At 53.4% G+C, this 21,304-nt stretch carries 19 protein-coding genes; 8 read left to right on the forward strand and 11 right to left on the reverse strand.

The features are described from left to right. Nucleotides 1–10: 10 nt before the first annotated feature. A complete protein-coding gene (locus V1587_RS13235) occupies nt 11–895 on the reverse strand; it encodes a MarR family transcriptional regulator (RefSeq protein ID WP_371898040.1) in 885 nt (294 codons plus the stop codon). A 276-nt stretch (nt 896–1,171) separates the two neighbouring features. On the opposite strand from V1587_RS13235, the gene V1587_RS13240 reads away from it, so the two are divergent. Further along, nucleotides 1,172–2,635: an EAL domain-containing protein gene (locus tag V1587_RS13240; protein ID WP_371898041.1), complete on the forward strand. Its 1,464-nt coding sequence runs from the start codon at nt 1,172–1,174 to the stop codon at nt 2,633–2,635. 28 nt (nt 2,636–2,663) lie between these two features. Here V1587_RS13240 and V1587_RS13245 read toward each other — a convergent pair whose 3' ends face one another. From V1587_RS13245 to V1587_RS13255, 3 genes are all read right to left on the reverse strand, one after another. After that, nucleotides 2,664–2,936 carry a YqjD family protein gene (locus V1587_RS13245; protein WP_045910495.1) on the reverse strand — a complete coding sequence of 91 codons (273 nt, stop codon included), beginning with the start codon at nt 2,934–2,936 and terminating at the stop codon, nt 2,664–2,666. 119 nt (nt 2,937–3,055) lie between these two features. After that, nucleotides 3,056–3,724 (reverse strand): epoxyqueuosine reductase QueH, encoded by a 669-nt coding sequence (locus V1587_RS13250; RefSeq protein ID WP_048030544.1) that lies wholly within the window; start codon nt 3,722–3,724, stop codon nt 3,056–3,058. Between the two features lie 372 nt (nt 3,725–4,096). Beyond that, nucleotides 4,097–5,248, reverse strand: a complete 1,152-nt coding sequence (locus V1587_RS13255; RefSeq protein WP_371898043.1) for an LTA synthase family protein — start codon at nt 5,246–5,248, stop codon at nt 4,097–4,099. A gap of 899 nt (nt 5,249–6,147) precedes the next feature. On the opposite strand from V1587_RS13255, the gene V1587_RS13260 reads away from it, so the two are divergent. The 3 genes from V1587_RS13260 to V1587_RS13270 all read left to right on the forward strand — a co-directional run bounded on the left by V1587_RS13260 (nt 6,148) and on the right by V1587_RS13270 (nt 9,428). After that, complete coding sequence (locus tag V1587_RS13260) at nt 6,148–6,423, forward strand: metal/formaldehyde-sensitive transcriptional repressor (protein WP_008502288.1); 276 nt, start codon at nt 6,148–6,150, stop codon at nt 6,421–6,423. A gap of 31 nt (nt 6,424–6,454) precedes the next feature. After that, the gene (locus V1587_RS13265) at nt 6,455–7,573 is read left to right on the forward strand and encodes an S-(hydroxymethyl)glutathione dehydrogenase/class III alcohol dehydrogenase (RefSeq protein WP_021242543.1); all 1,119 of its coding nucleotides are present in this window, start codon (nt 6,455–6,457) and stop codon (nt 7,571–7,573) included. Nucleotides 7,574–7,733: 160 nt separating this feature from the next. Beyond that, nucleotides 7,734–9,428: a methyl-accepting chemotaxis protein gene (locus V1587_RS13270; protein WP_371898044.1), complete on the forward strand. Its 1,695-nt coding sequence runs from the start codon at nt 7,734–7,736 to the stop codon at nt 9,426–9,428. Between the two features lie 89 nt (nt 9,429–9,517). Here V1587_RS13270 and V1587_RS13275 read toward each other — a convergent pair whose 3' ends face one another. From V1587_RS13275 to V1587_RS13290, 4 genes are all read right to left on the reverse strand, one after another. Beyond that, a complete protein-coding gene (locus tag V1587_RS13275; protein WP_371898045.1) occupies nt 9,518–11,899 on the reverse strand; it encodes a glucose/quinate/shikimate family membrane-bound PQQ-dependent dehydrogenase in 2,382 nt (793 codons plus the stop codon). 256 nt (nt 11,900–12,155) lie between these two features. Next, a complete protein-coding gene (locus V1587_RS13280) occupies nt 12,156–13,079 on the reverse strand; it encodes a LysR substrate-binding domain-containing protein (RefSeq protein WP_371898046.1) in 924 nt (307 codons plus the stop codon). Nucleotides 13,080–13,259: 180 nt separating this feature from the next. Then, nucleotides 13,260–14,144, reverse strand: coding sequence for an SDR family oxidoreductase (locus tag V1587_RS13285; protein ID WP_045910502.1), 885 nt, complete (start codon nt 14,142–14,144; stop codon nt 13,260–13,262). Between the two features lie 64 nt (nt 14,145–14,208). Beyond that, nucleotides 14,209–14,598 (reverse strand): YdeI family stress tolerance OB fold protein, encoded by a 390-nt coding sequence (locus V1587_RS13290; RefSeq protein ID WP_063142825.1) that lies wholly within the window; start codon nt 14,596–14,598, stop codon nt 14,209–14,211. A gap of 138 nt (nt 14,599–14,736) precedes the next feature. On the opposite strand from V1587_RS13290, the gene V1587_RS13295 reads away from it, so the two are divergent. The 4 genes from V1587_RS13295 to V1587_RS13310 are packed head-to-tail and all read left to right on the forward strand — an operon-like array spanning nt 14,737 to nt 17,230. Beyond that, complete coding sequence (locus tag V1587_RS13295; protein ID WP_371898047.1) at nt 14,737–15,240, forward strand: hypothetical protein; 504 nt, start codon at nt 14,737–14,739, stop codon at nt 15,238–15,240. A 9-nt stretch (nt 15,241–15,249) separates the two neighbouring features. Continuing rightward, a complete protein-coding gene (locus tag V1587_RS13300) occupies nt 15,250–15,693 on the forward strand; it encodes a DUF421 domain-containing protein (protein ID WP_371898048.1) in 444 nt (147 codons plus the stop codon). Between the two features lie 14 nt (nt 15,694–15,707). After that, nucleotides 15,708–16,226, forward strand: a complete 519-nt coding sequence (locus V1587_RS13305; protein ID WP_371898049.1) for a 2-oxo-tetronate isomerase — start codon at nt 15,708–15,710, stop codon at nt 16,224–16,226. A 17-nt stretch (nt 16,227–16,243) separates the two neighbouring features. Then, nucleotides 16,244–17,230 carry an SDR family oxidoreductase gene (locus tag V1587_RS13310; protein ID WP_395314369.1) on the forward strand — a complete coding sequence of 329 codons (987 nt, stop codon included), beginning with the start codon at nt 16,244–16,246 and terminating at the stop codon, nt 17,228–17,230. Here the strand turns inward: V1587_RS13310 and V1587_RS13315 are convergent, their stop codons facing one another. Genes V1587_RS13315 through V1587_RS13325 form a run of 3 tightly spaced genes read right to left on the reverse strand, consistent with a single transcriptional unit; the run spans nt 17,231 to nt 21,278 of the window. After that, on the reverse strand, nt 17,231–18,856 hold the full coding sequence (locus V1587_RS13315) for an alpha-amylase family protein (protein ID WP_371898051.1): 1,626 nt from the start codon (nt 18,854–18,856) through the stop codon (nt 17,231–17,233). An 8-nt stretch (nt 18,857–18,864) separates the two neighbouring features. Further along, a complete protein-coding gene (cydB, locus tag V1587_RS13320) occupies nt 18,865–19,875 on the reverse strand; it encodes a cytochrome d ubiquinol oxidase subunit II (RefSeq protein ID WP_213374098.1) in 1,011 nt (336 codons plus the stop codon). Next, nucleotides 19,875–21,278, reverse strand: a complete 1,404-nt coding sequence (locus V1587_RS13325) for a cytochrome ubiquinol oxidase subunit I (RefSeq protein WP_371898052.1) — start codon at nt 21,276–21,278, stop codon at nt 19,875–19,877. Before V1587_RS13325 ends, cydB begins: the two co-directional genes overlap by 1 nt. Nucleotides 21,279–21,304: the final 26 nt, after the last annotated feature.

Genomic DNA, 21,304 nt, shown 5'->3' on the forward strand with positions numbered 1-21,304 from the left:
GCCTGGTGGATTATACGGTTGACGTCACGCTGTGAGCGTGGCGTCGCTCTTTAGGGACAACGTTAATGTAATGCGTAACATACGCAAAATATAAACCGGCATAATTTTCGACGAGTTCGATAAACGCCGGGTATACCGATAGCCGACCATCACCCCGATCTTTCAGATAGCCCGCCTCTTGAGCTGATTTGATAATCCGGTTGACGTGGATGCGCGAAACGAAAAATTCTTTTGCGAGCATGCTTGCTGAATAGTCAATGACGGCACCATGGGCAGATTTGTTTTTCATAGCCTGCAGGTAAAGATAAAGCATAATCATACGCCCGCCATCTTTATCAATAAATAATCCCACTTCCGGCAATACCTTTCTGAACGTTAATCCCCGAAAAAGATATTCTGCCGCGCGGCGGAAGAAGTTATTTCTCAAAATATCATTATCCAGCAGGTTTACGTTAATATTGAATGTCGGGTAAAGAATACTGACGGGCAAAAAAGCGCCGGACATATATCGCTTAAGTTCATTCAGGCCTTTTTCGGTTGGCGCGATTCTCGTTTTACGTCGGTCTTCAGTACAGCGCCAGGTCTTGATGCGCCCGGTGGTTCTCAGTATCGTAATGATCGCAATGACGCTGTTGGGGCTGGCTATCTTATAGCGAGAGCATAATTCTTTAATCTCTGAAACTGACTCGGCCTGATTTCCAAAAATAAAACAACACATGGAGAGAATAATGTTAAATCGTGATTCCTGCAGCATGGTCTTGTAGAACAAAGGTTGTTTTTTGTAGATGGTGTCATTAATTGCGTAGTGCTCTAATATTGCCTCACCGAATCGCGGATTGTTCTTTATAACATCCCTTCGATGTAGCAAGGCCCTGGATGAGATGTGATTATCCATAGCATTTTTCTCGTATTTGAATGAACCGATAGATGAAGTATCCAGTCTTCTTTTTCGGAATTTTCATTATACCCTGAGAACAAAACATTTGCCGTGGTTATTTGAAAAGAAAAGTATATTTAAATGCTGGTGATTAACGCAAAGATGTTCCGGCGAGTTCGGTTGATAACAGTTTATTAACCAGAGGGGGTACGGTAAAATTAAACTACGCAACAGGTACAATTAATTTTACGCATTCTCAAATGGAAATGGCGCTTTGGTGCCCAGGAGCAGGTTATGACCCACCAAATTTCTCTCAGAAATGGGGCTTGCGATGAACATAAGTTTGTCATCTCAGCCTGCGGTTTCACATTCCAGGGATATTGTTCGATCCTTAATAAATACGGAATCCATGCTTCCCGGATCCACTTTGACGGAGATGAAGCATCTCAACAGGATATTGAAAATATCCTTAAAAATCAGGAAGCGCATATCGTGGTGTTTCTCGGAAAAGGTGTTGTCAACCTTCTGGAAAGCCTGAAGCGACTGGCATCCGTACTTAATGCACTGCCCGTCATCCGGCACGTCACACTGTATGGTGATATTCCCGATGGCTGGCTGTATCGCACGCTGGGCAGTCTTTTAAATAACCGCTATCAACTATCATTGATTCGCGTAGCCAGCGTTTCTGATGTAATCGCTTGTTTTCATACCCATTACAAAAGTTTTAAGGATCGCTCCCGCGTATTACGCGAACGCTACATGGATATTTCCCCGCAAGATAATCTCAAGTGGTTAACACGAAGAGAAATTGACGTATTATTAAGTTTCTACCGCGGCATGTCCGTAAAAGAAATGTGCGATAGAATGGGCTTGTCTAATAAAACGGTGTATACCCACCGTAAGGAAGGCGTGCTTAAATTACACTTAATTAAGCGTTGGCTACACGATCCGCATAATTTTAAAGCGGAAGTGTCTGCTAAACAAACACGTCCCCAAACGGGGCTCACGGAGAAAGAAACCGACGTTTTTAATGCGCTACGTAATCGCGAGATATTTCCGGCATATCAGATCATCACCGATCGGGATAAAAAGGGTGTTGGTTTTGAAATACTGATTCGCTGGAATAAAAATGGTAAAATTGTCAAGCCCGCCAGTTTTTTAACGGATATTTCCAACCATGAAATATGGCTGAAAATTACGGCGCTGGTCATCCATGCCGCCGTTTCAGGTATTAATAAGTATAACGGGAAATATTATTTTTCTGTGAACATCCCGCCTCGGCTGGCTTCCGGAAATGCCTTGCCTGATATGGCACGAAAGGCCATCGATATGCTGCTTAAACCGCAGTGGGCCGAAAAGCTGGTTTTTGAATTTGCAGAGGATATTGACGTGACGAAGGACAAAAGGATCCCTGAAACCATGCGGCATTTACGCAATACGGGGTGTCGTTTGTTTCTGGATGACTGCTTTTCTAACCACCAAACCATGTTCCCGGTTCGTCAGGTCCATTTCGATGGGCTCAAGCTGGATCGCGACATCGTTGAGCATTTTGTGGCAAACGACAATGACTATAACTTGATTAAAGCGATACAGATTTATAGCGACATGACAGGAACGGACTGTATTGCAGAGGGGGTTGATAGTGAGGAAAAGTTTGAGAAATTAGTCGCGCTGGGCGTCAAAAACTTTCAGGGGTATTATTTATCGCGAGCCGTGAAAGAGGAGGAGTTAGATCGCATGGTCAGGATGTTTAGCTAGTAAAAATAAAGCCCCGAAGGGCCTTTTGTTATTTTCTACCCAGCAGCAGGCCGAGAACAATACCGACAGCACCCGCGGCGATGAGGCCGGTGAGGGGATTATTTCTGACCGCTTCTGTGACGTCGGAAACGGCATCGCTGGCCTGAGCGGCATACTTTTTCGCGGCACCTTTTACCTGATGTTTTGGTGAATCGACGAATTCACCAAACTGCTGCTGCGCTGAACCTGCGAGTTCATCAAATTTATTTTTTGCCTTGTCTTCAGCAAACTGGGTGTTTTTATCAGTACCGATATCAGACATTTTTGCCTCCTTTTGTTGATAGTTAAAGGATAGCCGCTCTTTGTGGATATGGGAGACGCAAGGCTAAATTCGGCACCTGACAGGGCAGTTTTAGGATATATCTCTATACCCGAAACCCGTTATTTCTCATTGTCATCCTGACCGTAATACAGTTTCCCTATGCGGATCAGCGGGCGACCCTGAGACTTACGGTGCAGGTTACTGTCCCTTAGCGAATAAACGCACCCGCAATATTCCTGCTGGTAAAACTGTTCCCGCTTGCTGATCTCAATCATGCGTGAGGATCCGCCCTGTTTTCGCCAGTTATAGTCCCAGTAAACCATACCCGGATAGCGCGCGGCCGCACGCTGGCCGCAGTCGTTTATCTGCTGCATATTCTTCCAGCGGGAGATCCCCAGCGAGCTGCTGATAACGCTGAATCCATTTTCTGCCGCATAGAGCGCGGTACGCTCGAAACGCATATCGAAGCACATGGTGCAGCGGACACCTCGCTCGGGTTCCCATTCCATGCCTTTCGCGCGCTCAAACCAGTTATCGGTGTCGTAATCGGCATCAACAAACGGCACGCCGTGTTTTTCCGCAAATCGAATATTCTCCTCTTTGCGAATCAGATATTCCTTTTGCGGATGGATATTGGGGTTATAGAAAAAAATCGTGTATTCAATACCCGACGCCTGGATAGCCTCCATCACTTCACCCGAGCAGGGGGCGCAGCAGGAGTGCAGCAGAAGCTTGTCGGCACCGTCGGGCAGGGTAAGTTGTGGGCGAATAAAAGGAGCTGTCGTCATGGCGTTCTGCACTATGTTTATGAAATTTATGGAAGGGTAGCATAAATTCAGAATTTGTTGAGACAGGATCGACGCAGGAAAGAGCGATTCCGCGGGGCGAGGTCTTCTCCGGTGACACGTGTTACCCAATGGCTTAAGGAGCAGCCAGCGAACGCTGGCGCGTTATTCCGGCCTGTTCGGCTCCCGGTGGCATGTAATGCGCTCCACCGGTGGCCGTTTCTGAAGGTGATGAATATAGTAACATGCGCTGTCTGTCATATTTTCACCTTTAGAATTATCAGTTACGCCATCACGATAACTGCTGCCGGGGCAGATTATAAGAAGCTAATCTTCTTATGACATGTCGAACATTGTCCAATACAATCTGAAATCTCATTTTTCATTACCTTCGAACAACGCCATGGAATATACCCATGAAGGCATTGCATTGATTTTTCTTTCATATGAGTGACCTGTATTGGAACAATCATTTTTAATATTGTATCTGAAGCTTGGTAGACCAGAGTTAATTAAGTGTTTATCTATAAGAGATGAAACGCAAAAGTAAGGCTGGTTATTTGCTTCATTAACTAGTTGTTGTAAATTAGTATTGTTGCCTGCAGTGATAAACACAGGAACATCACCATAATCAGTCGGTTTTATATCCCATTTAAATACGAAGTCGTTGTCGAGATCGCCTGTTTTGCTGAAAAGATTAGCAGGTAAGACATTCTTGTCCATAAAAAATTTATTTAAGGCGGGCTTATGATCACCATAAATAACTATCACAGCATTAGGATCTATTTCTCGTACTTCTTTGGAAAAATCAATGAACCGGTCAATAGCCTGTTTTAATTCATAGGTATATACATACTCCCCTGAATCATTCTCTCTAGGGTATGGGCCATGCGTAGACATAGTAATTAAATTCATGAAAATACTTTTTCCGTCAGCTTTTTTTAGACGTTCAATTGCTGACCTATAAAGAAGATAATCATCAGGTTGCCACTGCCATTTCTTTTTGGTTGCGACAATTTGATCGGGTAGCTTTATATTAGACATTTCATTGAGGCCGTCAAATTGTTCGAAACCAAATTTTTTATAAACAATATCTCTATGCCAAAATTCTTTTATATAATTATGTGCCGCATAAGTGATGAAGTTTTTCTCTTTTAAAACGCTTGCAATAGTGTCTGAATCCGATTTGAACTGCGAGGCATATTCTTGATAAATTGTGCCAGATAAAACGCGTGAGTTGCTTGGTAGCCCGGTTAGCATTTCAAATTCAACATTTGCAGTGCCTCCGCCATAAACTGGAGAGGTTGCACGGAAAGTTACAAAGCCTTCCTTTAATAAAGGATTGATAATTTCTTTAAAGTTTTCATTGTCATACCAGCATGACTCGCAGAGCACATAAATAATAGTTTTAGGTTTTGGTGATGATGAACTACCAGCTGACTTTTCAAGAGAGTAAATCTCTTTGCTAGTCTTATCAGCAAATGGTGCAGATTTACGTGAGCCTGTCATCAAAATATGCATTGCCATGCCGTTTTCCTGTAAGTTTACAGGCCAATTCCACGATATATAGCTCACATTCATTTTAATAGCGATCAATGTCATTTTTCTGGCGAAGATATTATCTTCTCCTAAGAGAGCGCTAAAGTGGGAATAAAATGAAAAGGGTAATGTTATGGCAAAGCTAATAGCAAGAAATAATTGGTTTTTCTTCGTTGTGTAAAAAAATCGGCTAATAAAGAACAAAAATATACAGAATGATATCCCGAGAAATAGATAAAACAGTGACCAGGGTGTAAGGTAATGTTTTGCAATGGATATATTTGAGTGAGAAAATAAGTCATTCCAGGACAGAACCTCGCCCGTGAGGGATAACTTAGTGTTGCTTATATATTCTAGCAATTTGAAAATCATAAAGACAGCAAAAGCTGAAATTAATGATGGTATTCTTAATAGCCGAAGTGAAATATAGGCTAAAGGTAAAGGGCTTGCAAGCCAGATATAGTGTATTATTATGTATAAATAGTTCGGCAATGGTATTGAATTTCTAATGCCTGCTATGGCTATTATAAAAAAAAGAACAATAAAAATGAAATCCAAGAGTGAAGATTTTATTTTTTTTGAATAATTAATTGTAGTGAGAGACGCAGTATTGAAGAGCACGTTTATTTCTCGAGCCATAAAATTAAGAATTCTTAGTTTATCATGTTCTTAGAGGCAGTGTAAGAGCCAATCTCAATAGTTAACCACTGCCAATACTCAAACATTAACATTACCGGGATAGCCTCAGGAATCAGTATGTATGGCCGCCATGTAGATGCATACATTGATAAGCGACTGTGTAACTGCGTGATAGCCATATGAAACTTAAGGTTTACATAAGGTCGTTTTAAAATATACCATACCCCCCTATAGTATCAGGAGGGCGTATGCCGCATTCACCCGAAGATAAAAAACGTATTCTTACCCGCGTCCGTCGCATTCGGGGCCAGGTTGATGCCCTTGAACGCGCGCTGGAATCGGGCGACCCCTGCCTGGCCATCCTGCAGCAAATTGCCGCCGTGCGCGGGGCTGCCAATGGCCTGATGGGCGAAATGGTTGAAATTCACCTCAAAGATGAGCTGGTAGCGGGGGACACCACGCCGGATCAGCGAGCCGTACGCATGGCGGAAGTCGGCCATTTACTGCGCTCTTATCTAAAATAAATCCACATACCTGACAAAAAAGGGAAGGCATATGAAATCTCGCGCTGCAGTTGCATTCGGTCCCGGCCAGCCGCTTAAAATCGTTGAAATCGACGTGGCACCGCCGAAGAAAGGCGAAGTGCTGATCAAAATCACCCATACCGGCGTGTGCCATACCGATGCGTTTACGCTCTCCGGTGACGATCCTGAAGGCGTCTTCCCGGCGGTGCTGGGTCATGAAGGCGGCGGGATTGTGGTGGAAGTGGGCGAGGGCGTTACCAGCCTGAAGCCTGGCGATCACGTGATCCCGCTTTACACCGCGGAGTGCGGCGAGTGTAAGTTCTGTAAATCCGGTAAAACCAACCTCTGCCAGGCTGTTCGCGCCACGCAGGGGAAAGGGCTGATGCCGGACGGCACTACACGTTTCTCCTATAACGGTGAGCCGGTTTATCACTACATGGGCACCAGCACCTTCAGCGAATACACCGTTTGCGCGGAGATCTCGCTGGCGAAGGTGAACCCGCAGGCGCCGCTGGACAAAGTCTGCCTGCTGGGCTGCGGCGTAACCACCGGTATTGGCGCGGTGCACAACACGGCAAAAGTTAAAGAAGGCGATACCGTGGCGGTGTTCGGTCTCGGCGGCATTGGTCTGGCGGTGATTCAGGGCGCGGTGCAGGCGAAGGCCGGGCGTATCATCGCTGTCGACACCAACCCGGAGAAATTCAGGCTGGCGGGTGAGATGGGCGCGACCGATTTCGTGAACCCGAAAGATCACGAGAAGCCGATTCAGGACGTCATCGTTGAGATGACCGACGGCGGCGTGGACTTCAGCTTCGAGTGTATCGGCAACGTCAACGTGATGCGTTCCGCGCTGGAGTGCTGCCACAAAGGCTGGGGCGAGAGCATTATCATTGGCGTGGCCGGTGCGGGTCAGGAGATTAAAACCCGTCCATTCCAGCTGGTGACCGGGCGCGTGTGGCGCGGTTCCGCGTTTGGCGGCGTGAAGGGCCGTACCCAGCTTCCGGGTATGGTTGAAGATGCGATGGTCGGCAAGATCCAGCTCGACCCGTTCATCACCCACCGTTTACCGCTGGAGCAGATCAACGAGGCGTTCGATCTGATGCACGAAGGAAAATCCATCCGTACCGTTATCCATTTCGGCGACAAGTAACTCTTCTGCCAGCGGTTTTTCGCCGCTGGCATTTCTTTAATAATCTTCTCTAAAGTGTGACCAGTGCGGCGTTTTTAGCCGTAATCTAAATCCCTGCCGTGCCGATGACTATTTAACAGGCGTGTTTTTACGCATCTTACCTACAAGAGAGTCGACGGTCATGGACAACACTACTTCGATGCTGGCGCAGCGCAAGCTGGGCTTCTTGCATCACATCAGGCTGGTTCCGCTGTTTTCCTCCATTCTCGGTGGCATTATTCTTCTGTTTGCCTTGAGCTCGGGTCTTGCGGGCTATTTCCTGCTGCAGGCCGATCGCGATCAGCAAGATGTCACATCCGAAATTCAGGTGCGTATGGGGCTGTCGAACAGTTCAAACCATCTGCGAACCGCGCGTATCAATCTGATCCACGCCGGTGCGGCAAGCCGTATCGCGGAGATGGACGCCATGAAGCAGAACATCAGCGAGGCGGAAACGCGCATTAAGCAGTCTCAGGAGAGCTTTACCGCCTACATGAATCGCGCCGTGCGCACCGCCGAGGGCGCAGCGCTGGATGCGGATCTCAAGGCGCGTTACGACGCCTATATCGCAGGCATGCAGCCGATGGTGAAATTCGCCAAAAACGGCATGTTCGAAGCCATTATCAACCATGAAAACGAAACGGCGCGCCCGCTGGATGACGCCTATAACGCCGTGCTGCTGAAGGCGATTAAGATCCGTACCGACCGTGCCAATGCGCTGACGGCGCAGGCGCATAGCCGCACGCAGCTGGGCCTGATGTTTATGGTAGGCGCGTTTGCCCTGGCGCTGGTGCTGACGGCGATGACCTTTGTCGTGCTGCGCCGCACGGTAATCAATCCGCTGCAGCGTGCAGCGAAACGTATCGAGAATATCGCTAAGGGCGACCTGACGATGCCGGACGACGTGGCGGGGCGCAGCGAAATTGGTCGCCTGACGCGCGATCTGCAAACCATGCAGCACTCGCTTGAAACCACCGTGGGCACCGTACGTCAGGGGGCAGAGGAAATCTACCGTGGCACTAGCGAAATTTCTGCCGGTAACACCGATCTCTCTTCCCGCACCGAGCAGCAGGCTGCCGCCATCGAGCAAACCGCCGCAAGCATGGAACAGCTGACCGCGACGGTGAAGCAGAACGCCGATAACGCCCATCATGCCAGCAAGCTGGCGGAAGATGCCTCCGGTAAAGCCAGCCGAGGGGGCCAGATGGTCTCCGGCGTGGTGAAAACTATGGGCAATATCTCCAGCAGCTCGAAGAAGATCTCTGAAATCACCGCCGTGATTAACAGCATCGCCTTCCAGACCAATATCCTGGCGCTCAACGCGGCGGTAGAAGCGGCCCGTGCGGGTGAACAGGGGCGCGGATTTGCCGTGGTGGCAAGCGAAGTGCGCACCCTGGCAAGCCGCAGTGCGAATGCCGCAAAAGAGATCGAAAGCCTGATCAACGAATCGGTATCGCTGATCGACCAGGGCTCCGGCGAGGTTGTTGCCGCCGGTAACACCATGAATGAGATCGTCGACGCGGTGAAACGCGTTACCGACATTATGCTGGAGATCGCGGCGGCGTCCGATGAGCAGAGCCGCGGTATTGTGCAGGTGAGTCAGGCGATTTCTGAGATGGATAAAGTGACCCAGCAGAACGCCTCGCTGGTAGAAGAAGCCTCCGCGGCGGCGGCGTCTCTGGAAGAACAGGGCGCGCGTCTGACCGAGGCGGTTGGCGCGTTTCGGTTGAGCGGTAAGACTCAGGGGCGTACTCAACCGCAGAGTTCTGCGGCAGTAAAACCGGCTGCACTACGTCCGGCGGTTGCAGATAACGGAGATAACTGGGAGACGTTCTGAGTGGCGTGTTGCGTCGGGTGGCGCTTCGCTTACCCGACCTACAAAATCTGACCTACAAAAAAGGGACCTTTCGGTCCCTTTTTCTCATCTTATTTCTTATCGGGTAACGCGTACGCGATAACGTAATCACCGCGATCCGGTGACTGGCGGGCGCCACCGGCGTTAATGATGATGTACTGCTTACCGGTTTTCGGCGACACGTAGGTCATCGGGCCGGACTGGCTGCCGACAGGCAGGCGGTCTTTCCAGATCTCTTTCCCGGTGGCGGTATCAAACGCGCGCAGGTAGAAATCCTGGGTGCCGGCGAAGAACAGCAGGCCGGACTGGGTAGAGAGCGACGCGCCCAGGGTCGGCATACCGATTGGGATTGGCATGTGCATGCGAATGCCCAGTGGACCGGTATCTTCCACCGTGCCGACAGGGACCTGCCACACCAGCTTGCCGGTTTTCAGGTCAACGGCTGACATGGTGCCAAACGGCGGCTTCTGGCACGGAATGCCCAGCGGTGACAGGAAGCGTTCACGCATCGCGCCGAACGGCGTGCCGTCCATTGGAACAATCCCCATCTCGATGCCACTGGCGTTTTTCGCCACGTTCGCGCGCGGCACCATATAGTTTGCCAGACCCAGGCGCATATCGTTGACGAACATCAGGCTGTTGTTCGGGTCAACGGAGACGCTGCCCCAGTTCATCCCGCCGAGAGAGCCAGGGAACTGCAGGGAACGGTCGAGACCCGGTGGGGTGAAGACGCCCTGATGACGCATCTCTTTAAACTGAATGCGGCACAGCAGCAGGTCAACAGGCGTCGCCCCCCACATGTCGGACTCGGTGAGCGTCTGGTTGCCAATCATCGGCATGCCTACGGAGTACGGCTGGGTCGGGGAGTAGCGTTCACCTTCAACGTTACCCGCCGGAACGGGACGTTCTTCCACCTTCGCCACCGGCTTGCCGGTTTCGCGGTTAAGCATGAAGATCATGCCCTGCTTGCTGGTCTGCACCAGTACAGGCGTGGTGCCGCCTTTACCGTCTGGCAGATCGTACAGCAGCGGCTGGGAAGGCAGATCGAAGTCCCACAGGTCGTGGTGGGTGGTCTGGAAATGCCAGCGAACCTGACCGGTGGCCGCGTCGACGGCGACGATGGAGGAACTGTACTTATCGTCCAGCGCGGTACGCTCACCCGCCCAGAAGTCTGGCGTGGCGTTGCCGGTAGGCAGGTAGATCAGGTTCAGTTTGGCGTCGTAAGACATCGCAGACCAGACGTTCGGCGTACCGCGGGTGTAGGTCTGGCCTTCCGGCGGCAGGCCGGTCAGGTTCGGGTTACCCGGATCCCACGCCCACGCCAGCTTACCGGTGTGAACGTCGTAGGCGCGCACCACGCCCGGCGGTTCGCCGGTAGAGTAGTTATCCGCGACGCGACCGCCGACGACAACAACGTTCCCGGCAACCAGCGGCGTGGAGGTTTGCTGATAATATCCGGGCTTAATCTCGCCCATGCCAACGCTCAGATCCACCGTACCATGGTCGCCAAAGTCGTCGCAGACCTTGCCATTATCCGCGTTGATGGCAATCAGGCGGGCATCGGTGGTGGGCAGGAACAGGCGGCGAGGGCATGCCGCTGGCTGCGTCCCGGTCTGTGACGCCGTCACGTTTGCATGATCTTCAAAATAGCCCAGACCGCGGCAGCGCTGCCAGTTAGGCGCGGTGGCTTTGGAATCATAACGCCATTTTTCTTTACCGGAATCCACGTCAAGCGCCAGCACTTTACTGTACGGCGTACAGACATACAGCGTGTCGCCAATCTGCAGAGGCGTGTTCTGATCTTCCGCGCCCGAGCCGTTGCTCTGCGGAATATCGCCGGTGTGCGCAACCCACGCGACTTTCAGGTCGCTGACGTTTTGCTTGTTAATCTGATCCAGCGCGGCGAAACGGTCGCCGTGCGTGGTGTTGCCCCAGTGTTCCCAGTTTTTTTGCTGCTCACCGGGTGCGACGGGTTTCACCGGAACGGGTTCGTTCGCTGCCACGAGGGTTTGCGGCTTAAACATCCAGCCCAGGCTGACCAGCATGGCCACCGCGAGCAGCGCCGCGACGCCAAAAGCGGGCGCCTTGTTCGGTGCAGTGTGGTTTGCCGTGCGCAGGAAGGGCCAGACGATGGCGCACAGGAACGCCAGTACGGCAAAGGTAAACAGGCGGGAGAAGAGCGGCCAGAAATCCCAGCCCGCATCGCTTACCGCCCAGAACAGCGAGGCAATAAACGCGATGCCGTAAAGCACGATCCCGCTGGTGCGGTTAAGGAATATCAGGATCGCGGCAATCACCATTACCACGCCCATGATCAGGAAGTAACTACTTCCGCCCACGGTGGCGAGCTTAAAGCCCAACCCGCCGACGGCCAGACCGATGAGCATCATCAGTCCGGCAAGAAGCCACTGCAGAATACGAGGTATCCCGCGCGGCGCGCTGCCAAATGCCATTTCTCTCTCCTTAGCTCCCCCCGCCGTGTCGGGTATGTACCAGTTGGGTAATAAATGCGGTGGGAATGATGATTGATACAGGTGAATTCGTTTATATCAAATAATTTGTGAACCATTTGGTGAATTCACCGCTATGATAAAACTGTTAAATTGTTTTACGCAATTGTTAATGATTTATTCCGCATTATTTGATTAACGCACAGGATAGCCCCCTCGCCCCTGAGGGGAGAGGGTTAGGGTGAGGGGTGAAAAGGTGTTATACCGGCATCGATTTACGGATGGCGCTCAGAAGCGTCTGCGCGCCCGTGGAAAGCGGGGTGTCTACCCGGGTCAAAATACCAATCGGCTCCCCGGCGCCGGGGGCCGTTACCGGGAGTGCGGTCAGCGTGCCCTGGCGCAAATCATCTTTTACCGCCCCGGAGGGGACGAACCACACGTAGTCATAATCGAGCGTGAGCTGGCGTGAAAGCGAGGCCGACAGCGTTTCGATGCACCCTGAGGGCAGCGTACACCCCTGCATTTGCAGCAAGGTTTCGGCGGTCTGGCGCGGGACGGTCCCTTTCGGACACACCACCACCGGCCACTCCATCACGCGGCTTAACGTCACCGTGTCCTGCAGCAGAGGGTGATCGGGACGAACCACCAGCTTCAGGGACTCCAGGAACAACAGTTCATAATTGAGGCCGCCCATCAGCTCGGGGTCGGACATGCGGCCGATACCGATATCCAGCTCACCCGATTTCAGCCCCGCGAGCAGCATGGTGTTATTCATGGTGGCAACCTGAATTGTGGTATGCCGCTGCTGCTTGTGGAACTGGCCAATCACCGGCGGAAGAATGCCGAGCGCCGCGGTGGGCAAGGCGCCTACGCGCACCACCTCGCTGGATTGCTCTTCTTTTCGGTGCAGGGACTGGCCTGCGGTATTGAGCGCATCCAGCACCTTAACGGCGTGCGTGAGGAACTGTTCGCCCACGATGGTAAGCTGCGCCCCCAGCCGACCGCGGTCAAAAAGACGGGCGCCGGTCAGCTGTTCGAGCTCGTTGAGGGTTTTCGAGAGCGCAGGCTGGCTCAGGTTGAGAGTTTCAGCCGCACGCCCCAGCGTTCCCTGTTGAGCGACGGCCACAAATGTATGCAAATGGCGCAAGCGTATGCGCTGACTGAACAGACCATTTTTTTCCATAGGCGATGTTAAAAACAGAGCGATGCGGGTGACAAGTTAAGTTGTTTAATTTTGATAACCTGATAGCAAAATATTTTTAACATTTGATCTGTTTGAGTTACAACATGTTTTTCGGCAGGGGAATAAGAGCGAACGTCCTTGTTCATTTATTGCTCATTGCTGAGGGTAAGGGTTAAGCGGTTAGATCACACCGTCTCCGCCGTCAGAACACCACACCTGGCCGGACGTAAATGAACATTCATCCGAGGCCAGCGTGACGTACAGCGGGGCAATCTCGACGGGCTGACCCGGACGTCCCAGCGGCGTATCTCCGCCAAACTCCTTCACTTTTTCCATCGGCTGGCCGCCGCTGGACTGCAGTACCGTCCAGTAGGGACCGGGCGCGACCGCGTTGACGCGAATGCCTTTCGGACCCAGCTGCTTGGCTAAGGATTTGGTAAATACCGCCAGACAGGCCTTCGTCTGGGCGTAGTCCAGCAGCACCGGGCTGGGCTTCACCGCCTGAACGGAGGAGGTATTAATGATAACGGACGAGGCTTTCAGGTGGCGCAGAGCCGCCTTCGTGATCCAGAAAGGCGCGTACACGTTGGTTTTAAACGTCGCGTCAAAATCTTCGGTGGTCAGTTCTTCAAGCGATTCACGGAACTGCTGGCGACCGGCGTTGTTGATCAAAATATCCAGCCCGCCCAGCTTCGAGACGGCTTCTTCGACCAGATTCTGGCAGAAGGTTTCGTCCCGGACGTCCCCCGGCAGCGCGACGGCGTTCCGCCCTTCGGCTTTGATCAGGTCGATGACCTCAGCGGCGTCTTTTTCCTCTTCAGGCAGGTAGTTAATGGCCACGTCCGCGCCTTCACGGGCATAGGCGATGGCCACTGCGCGACCAATACCCGAGTCACCGCCGGTGATCAGGGCTTTTTTGCCCGCCAGGCGGCCGTGCCCTTTATAGCTGGTTTCCCCGTGGTCGGGTACAGGCTGCATTTCGGATGCCAGTCCCGGTGGCGTTTGTGGCTGTTCCGGGAACGGGGGCTGCGGGTAAGCGTTCGTACGTTGTTTGGTATCACTCATAGCTGACTCCTTAAGCCAAGGGGTGAGATTTGATGGATAACTGCAGCGTTAACGCTTCGCTGAATTATTTCTGCAAACGATCGACACGGACGACGGCAGGGGATGATTTTTTATCAAGCGAACCGTTGATACTGATCATCTGGTCGGGTTTTACCGTTCTGCCGTCAAAGACTGCCTGGGGAATAATAACGTCGATTTTTCCGGTTTTATCCTGAAATACAAACTTATCGCCGCTACCGTCAATAAGATTACCGCGCAATGAAATTGTCGCACCGTCGTGCATTTGTTTGGCCTGATCGATGGTCATAATACGCGCGTCGTCGGTTCCGCGATATCCGCTATCCAGCGCATGCGGTGGCGGCGGGGCTTCGCCCTTTTGTAACCCGCCGTTATTATCAGCCCATGCGGCTGGAACCAGAAATATCAATAAAGCGGAAATAAGTGATAATTTCATCCGATATCCTTCATTTTGCGTGTCTTGACTTATTAAGTATTGTTGCTATTCCTTTATGTGGCAAATGTGATAAGTCCTAAAAACATTCGCGTGAGAAATCAAACTTATCGGATAATAAGCGAAACGGTGACGATGACTATGAAGCGTGAAAATGAAAAGTTGCCCGGGATAGATGAGAGTTATCGCTTGCTGACGTTTGAATACGCGTTTCGTCAGGTAGGTTTTATTGTTCTGCTGGCTATAATCATCGCGGCGATTGCCGGTCTGTTTTCAAGCGGGTGGGTCAGCGATACGGTCAAAACCAATTCCGCTAAATCACTGACCATAAGCTATGAACGGTTTGGCCGACGGGAGACGGAGACGCGAATGGAGCTGGCGTTCCCGGTGCAAACAGAGGGAAAGTATGTTCTCAGCATGACCAGCGAGAGCAGCGATGTTTACGAACCCGGCAGCGTCTGGCCGCAGCCTGACAGCATGTTCAGCCGTGGTAAGACCCTCTATTTTGTCTATAACAACCTGAAAAAGTCAGACCGCTTTTCAGTGTTACTTTTCACCACGCCTTCGAGAGCCGGTAAATGGAACACGACCCTCCGTGTAAACAGCGAGCCGGAGATAACCCTCTGGCAATTTATTTACCCCTAGGAGGCTGATATGGATATGGTCTTTCGTGCGCTGGCGATTTATCTGTTTCTCGTGGTGGTATTTAAAGTGGCCGGGCGGCGCGCGCTGCTGCAGATGACCAGCTTCGATCTCATTCTGCTCCTGATAATTAGTGAAGCGACTCAACAGGCGCTTCTCGGACAAGATTTTTCCGTCACCGGTGCGATGATTACGATTACCACCCTGGTGGTAGTGGATATTATATTTGGCCTGCTGAAGAAATATTTTTCCCCGGTGGAGAATATTCTGGACGGCACTCCCGTCATTTTGGTTGAGAACGGCGTGCCTTTAGCAGATAAAATTAAAAAAGTCGACGTGTCGTGTGAGGATATTCTGGTTTCGGCGCGCCAGAATAATGGCATCACGCAAATGAGTGAAATTAAATATGCCATACTTGAACGCAATGGGCATATTTCAATCATTCCTTTCGAGTAATAAGAGGCGAAAAGATGAGCAATCTTTTTCACGACAACAATTATACCGTGGGTGAACTGACGAAAAAACTGGCGAGCAAATTAACCGATCTCGGGCTTCGCTTAACCACGGCAGAATCCTGTACCGGGGGAAAGCTCTCGGTAGCTCTCTGTGCCGAAGAGAACACGGCCGATTTTTATGATGTTGGCCTGGTCGTATTCAGCGACGAAGCCAAAGCGCGGATCCTCGGCGTGCATCCTGAGACGCTCGCGCGCTATACCGCCGTCAGTGAGCAGACGGTGACCGAGATGGCCGCCAGCATCCGCGACATCGCCCAGGCGGATATCAGCATCGCCATTAGCGGATACGCAGGCCCGGAAGGGGGCGACGACGGCACGGCGGCGGGGACGGTCTGCTTTGCGTGGAACATCCGCGGCGAGACGCAAACCCGCACCGTACTGTTTTCCGGAGACTGTCAGGACGTAGTGGAAAAAGCGGTGCATTTTTCGCTGGCCGAGCTGGTGACAGCCTTGTCGGACGGGCATAACGGATAAACTCACGTGGAGGTTCTATGGCTGTCATAGTGATTACCGGCGGGACGGCGGGCGTGGGAAAAGCCACGGCGCTGCACTTTGCGAAAGCAGGTTACGATGTCGGCCTCATCGCCCGCGATGAAGCAAGCCTGCATTCTACCCAGGAAGAGTTGCGCCGCTTCGGCGTTAATGCCCACGCCGTCCAGGCGGACGTCGCCGACAGCCAGGCTGTGGTGGATGCGGCTAACGAGATTGAGTATCGCCTCGGCGCGATTGATGTCTGGGTAAATAATGCCATGGGGGCCGTGCTGGCGCCGTTTCGCACCCTTACGCCGGACGAGTTTCGGCGCGTGACTGAGGTGACCTACCTCGGCTACGTGAACGGTACCCGCGCGGCGCTGGAGCTTATGGTTCCGCGCGACAGGGGCGTGATTATCCAGGTTGGGTCCGCGCTGGCCTACCGTTCCATTCCCCTGCAGTCCGCCTACTGCGGGGCCAAAGCGGCGATCCGCGGGTTTACCGATGCGGTGCGTACCGAGCTGATGCATGAGAACTGCCGGGTTCAGCTTTCGATGGTGCAGATGCCGGGGCTTAACACACCGCAGTTTGAATGGGCAAGGAACAAGTTCGCCTGGGCCATGCGCCCGGTGCCGCCGGTTTTCGAGCCTGAAGTCGCCGCCAGCGCCATCTTCAGGGTGGCGCAAAAGCCGGTGCGCGAGCTGTGGGTTGGCAGCAGCACCATTCAGTCGATTGTCGGGCAGTTCCTCTTCCCGGGCTTTCTGGACCGGCTGATGGTGAAGAAAGCCTGGGAAGGCCAGATGACCGACGATCTGAACGCGCCGGAGCGGCGGGACTATCTTGACCAGCCGGTTAACGACCTGCACAAAATCCATGGCCGTTTCACTGACGAAGCGAAAACCCGCGCGACGTCCGTGAGCTCCGGGATGCCGGGCAAAGTGGCGTTAGGCGGGCTGGCGGTGGCGGGGATTGTATTAACGCGTTTGCTAACCCGCCGGAAACCATAATCAGCGCAGCGCGCTGCGGTGCGTCCAGAACCAGCGATAGCCGTAGCCGCCAAGGCTGAGCTCAACGGTTTTACCGCAAACCAACGCGTCATCGTAGCGTTTGTCCGCGAGACAGGCGGTCCAGGTGGCGTTGCGGATCCCCTTGACGGTGAACCGTACCGACTGGTCGCTGAAGTTAACAAAGGTCAGGATGCTGCGTTCTTCGGTTTCGTAATAGATCCCCAGCACCGCATCACTATCGACCGTGAGGAGCCGAAAGGGTGCAACGGCGATTTCGGGGAACTCCGAGCGGGTATTGGCGATATCAATGATCCGGTGCAGAAGCGAGTTGCGGTGGAGCAGCGAATCGGCGACGTTGATTTTCTGATAGCGATAGGGGCCGTGGTCGATAATCGGCGCGATAAATTTTTCCGGGTCGGCCGCCGAAAAACCGCCGCCTTGCGATCCCGCCCATTGCATGGGGGTGCGGACGGCGTAGCGCTCCTCCAGATCGAGGTCATCCCCCATGCCGATCTCGTCGCCGTAGCGCATCACCGGAACACCCGGCAGGGAAAACAGCACCGCGTGACAGAACGCCAGCCGCTTCCGATCGCCATTGAGCATCGGCGCCAGGCGGCGGCGGATCCCGCGCTGATAGACGTTCATCTCCTCATCAGGGGCGAAGGTATCGAGGACAAACTGTTTGTCTTTCTGGCTGATGCCTTCCAGATCCAGCTCGTCGTGATTGCGCAGCCAGTTGGCAAAACAGCAGGAGTCAGGCGGGACGATCATCTTTTTCACCGCGTTGCGCAGCGGGCGGGCGCTTTTTCGGGCCAGGCTGACGTAGAAATACTTGTTGAGCCAGAAATTGAGCACCAGATTCAGGCGATCGTTATTGCCGAAGTAGTCCTGATAGGCCTCCACCTCGACGTCCACCTCACCCAGCAGGATCGCCTCCGGATTGTGCTCTTCGATAAGACGCCGCATATGCTCGAGGATCCACAGCCCCTTTTTTTCATCACCGTTTCCCGCCTGCGTGGTGAGGTGGGAGGCGGCGTCGAGGCGGAATCCCGACACGCCCAGCTTGAGCCAGAAGAGGATGATGTTCTCAATCTCTTTCAGCACCGCGGGCGAGGTGAGGTTCAGATCCGGTTCGTGGCGATAGAACATATGCCGGTAGTATTGTCCCGCCTCATCGTCCCAGCTCCAGATGCTCTTCTCCACGCCGGGGAACATGGGGGGCGTATCGTCCTCGTCAGAATCTGACCAGAGGTAGTAGTCCCGGTAGGGTGACGTCGGGTTGCGTCGCGCCTGCTGGAACCAGGGATGCGCGTCGGAGGTGTGCTGGATCAGCAGTTCGATAATCACCTGCATGCCCAGCTCGCGGGCCTGTTCGATAAGGGCGATGATATCGGCCAGCTTTCCGAAGCGGGGGTCCACCTGGAGATGGTCGCTGACGTCATAGCCTTCATCGAGAAAGGGCGTGAGATAAAACGGGGTGATCCAGATAACCGTCGCCCCCATCCGGCGAATGTAGCGCAGCTTGGCCGCGATCCCGGCGATGTCCCCGCAGCCATCGCCGTTCAAATCATAGAAGAGTGCGGTATCAATCTGGTAAATAATGGCCCGTGTATGCCAGTCCGTCATAGCGTTCCTCAGTGATAGCCTTCAGTATCCGAAACCTTGCCCCGGAAGACGTAGTAGCTCCAGGCGGTGTACACCAGGATCACCGGAATAATCAGCAACGTGCCTACCAGCATAAACAGCTGGCTGGCAGGCGGTGCCGCGGCTTCCCACAGGGTGATGCGCGGCGGAATAATGTTCGGCCAGAGGCTGATGCCCAGCCCGCTAAACCCGAGGAAAATAAGCCCCAGCGTCAGCAGGAAAGGGCGCGCGTGGCTGGCCGGGTTGCGGGTGAGGCGCCAGATCAGCACGCTGAAGATCCCGACCAGCAGAGGAACCGGCAGGAACCAGAAGAAGTTGGGTAAGGTAAACCAGCGGTCGGCGACGTACTGCCAGCCGAGCGGCGTCCAGACGCTGACTACCGCGATTACCACCATCAGGGCCAGCAGCACGTGGCGGGTCAGCTCGCGCATGCGGACCTGCAGCGCGCCTTCGCTTTTCATAATGAGCCAGGTGGTCCCCAGCAGCGTATAGGCGACGACCAGACCGATGCCGCAGAAGAGGTTGAAGGGGGTGAGCCAGTCCAGCGCCGAGCCGACAAAACGTCGGCCCTCCACGTCAAAGCCGTTGATCACGGCACCCACCACCACGCCCTGACTAAAGGTGGCGAGCAGAGAGCCGCCTGCAAAGGAGTAGTCCCAGAATTTGCGGTGCGACGGCGTGGCTTTGAAGCGGAACTCAAAGGCGACGCCGCGAAAGATGAGGCCGATCAGCATCGCGGTGAGCGGGATCGTCAGCGCATCAATAATGACCGCATAGGCCAGCGGAAACGCGCCGAAAAGACCCGCGCCGCCGAGCACCAGCCAGGTCTCGTTGCCGTCCCAGACGGGCGCTACGCTGTTGACCATCACATCGCGCTCTTTCGCATCGCCCACGAAGTTAAACAGCAGGCCGATGCCCAAATCAAAGCCATCCATGATGATGTACATCAGCGTGGCAAAGACGATGATGGCAAACCAGATAACTGAGATATCGACGCCCATCAGATTCTCTCCTCTTCCGGAACAGACTCAGCGGCAGACAGCGGACGGGCTGGCGTGCCCGAAGTGTTTGAGGTCAGCGTATCGACAGGCTGCGGCCCTTTCTTAATCAGCCGGATGAGATAAACATAGCCCACGCCAAACACGGACGAGTAGACGACAAAGAAGGCCAGCAGGCTGATGCTCATCTGCAGCGTGCTGTGCAGCGATACCGCGTCGATGGTGCGCAGGTAGCCATAGACGACCCACGGCTGACGTCCCACCTCGGTGGTCACCCAGCCGGCGAGCAGCGCCAGCAGTCCGGCAGGCCCCATGCACAGGGCAAACCACTGGAACGGGCGCGAGTGGTAAAGTCGATGGCGATAGCGCAGCCAGACGCTGATAAGACCAAGGGTAATCATCAGCAGTCCCATCCCGACCATCACGCGGAACGACCAGAAAACGATGGTCGAATTTGGCCGATCCTCTTTCGGAAAGTCTTTCAGTGCGGGCACCTGCTTGTCCAGGCTGTGCGTCAGGATCAGGCTGCCGAGCGCGGGGATTTCCAGTCCGTATTTGGTGCGCTCCTCCTCCATATCCGGCAGGCCAAACAGCAGCAGCGGGGTGGCCTCTCCGGGGGGATTTTCCCAGTGCCCCTCAATGGCGGCAATTTTTGCCGGCTGATGCTCAAGCGTGTTCAGGCCGTGCATATCGCCCACCACCGCCTGAATGGGCGCGACGATCAGCGCCATCCACATCGCCATCGAAAACATGGTGCGAACGGCGGGCGTATCGTTACCGCGCAGCAGATGCCATGCGCCCGATGCTCCGACAAACAGCGCGCTGCTCAGAAACGCGGCGATAGCCATATGAATAAGACGGTAAGGGAAGGAGGGGTTAAAGACGATCGCCAGCCAGTCCTGCGGGATCACCTGCCCGTTTTCGATAGTGAAACCCTGCGGCGTGTGCATCCAGCTGTTTGAGGCGAGGATCCAGAAGGTTGACATCAGCGTGCCGAGCGCCACCATGCAGGTCGAAAAGAAATGCAGGCCTGGGCCGACCTTATTCCAGCCGAACATCATGACGCCGAGGAATCCGGCCTCCAGGAAGAAGGCGGTTAACACCTCATAGGTCAGAAGCGGGCCGGTAATGCTGCCCGCGAACTGGGAGAACCCGCTCCAGTTGGTGCCAAACTGGTAAGCCATCACCAGCCCGGAAACGACCCCCATGCCGAAGTTAACGGCAAATATCTTTAGCCAGAAATGGTATAGCGATCGCCAGACGTCGTTTTTGGTGCGCAGCCACATGCCCTCCAGCACCACCAGATAGCTGGCGAGACCGATGGTAATCGCGGGAAACAGGATATGGAACGAGACGGTAAAAGCGAACTGAATTCTGGCCAGATGAAATGCATCGAGTTCGAACATGGTCCGTACCTCTGAGACGATGGGGC

Source organism: Enterobacter sp. ECC-249 (assembly GCF_043965265.1).
Lineage (GTDB): Bacteria > Pseudomonadota > Gammaproteobacteria > Enterobacterales > Enterobacteriaceae > Enterobacter > Enterobacter quasiroggenkampii.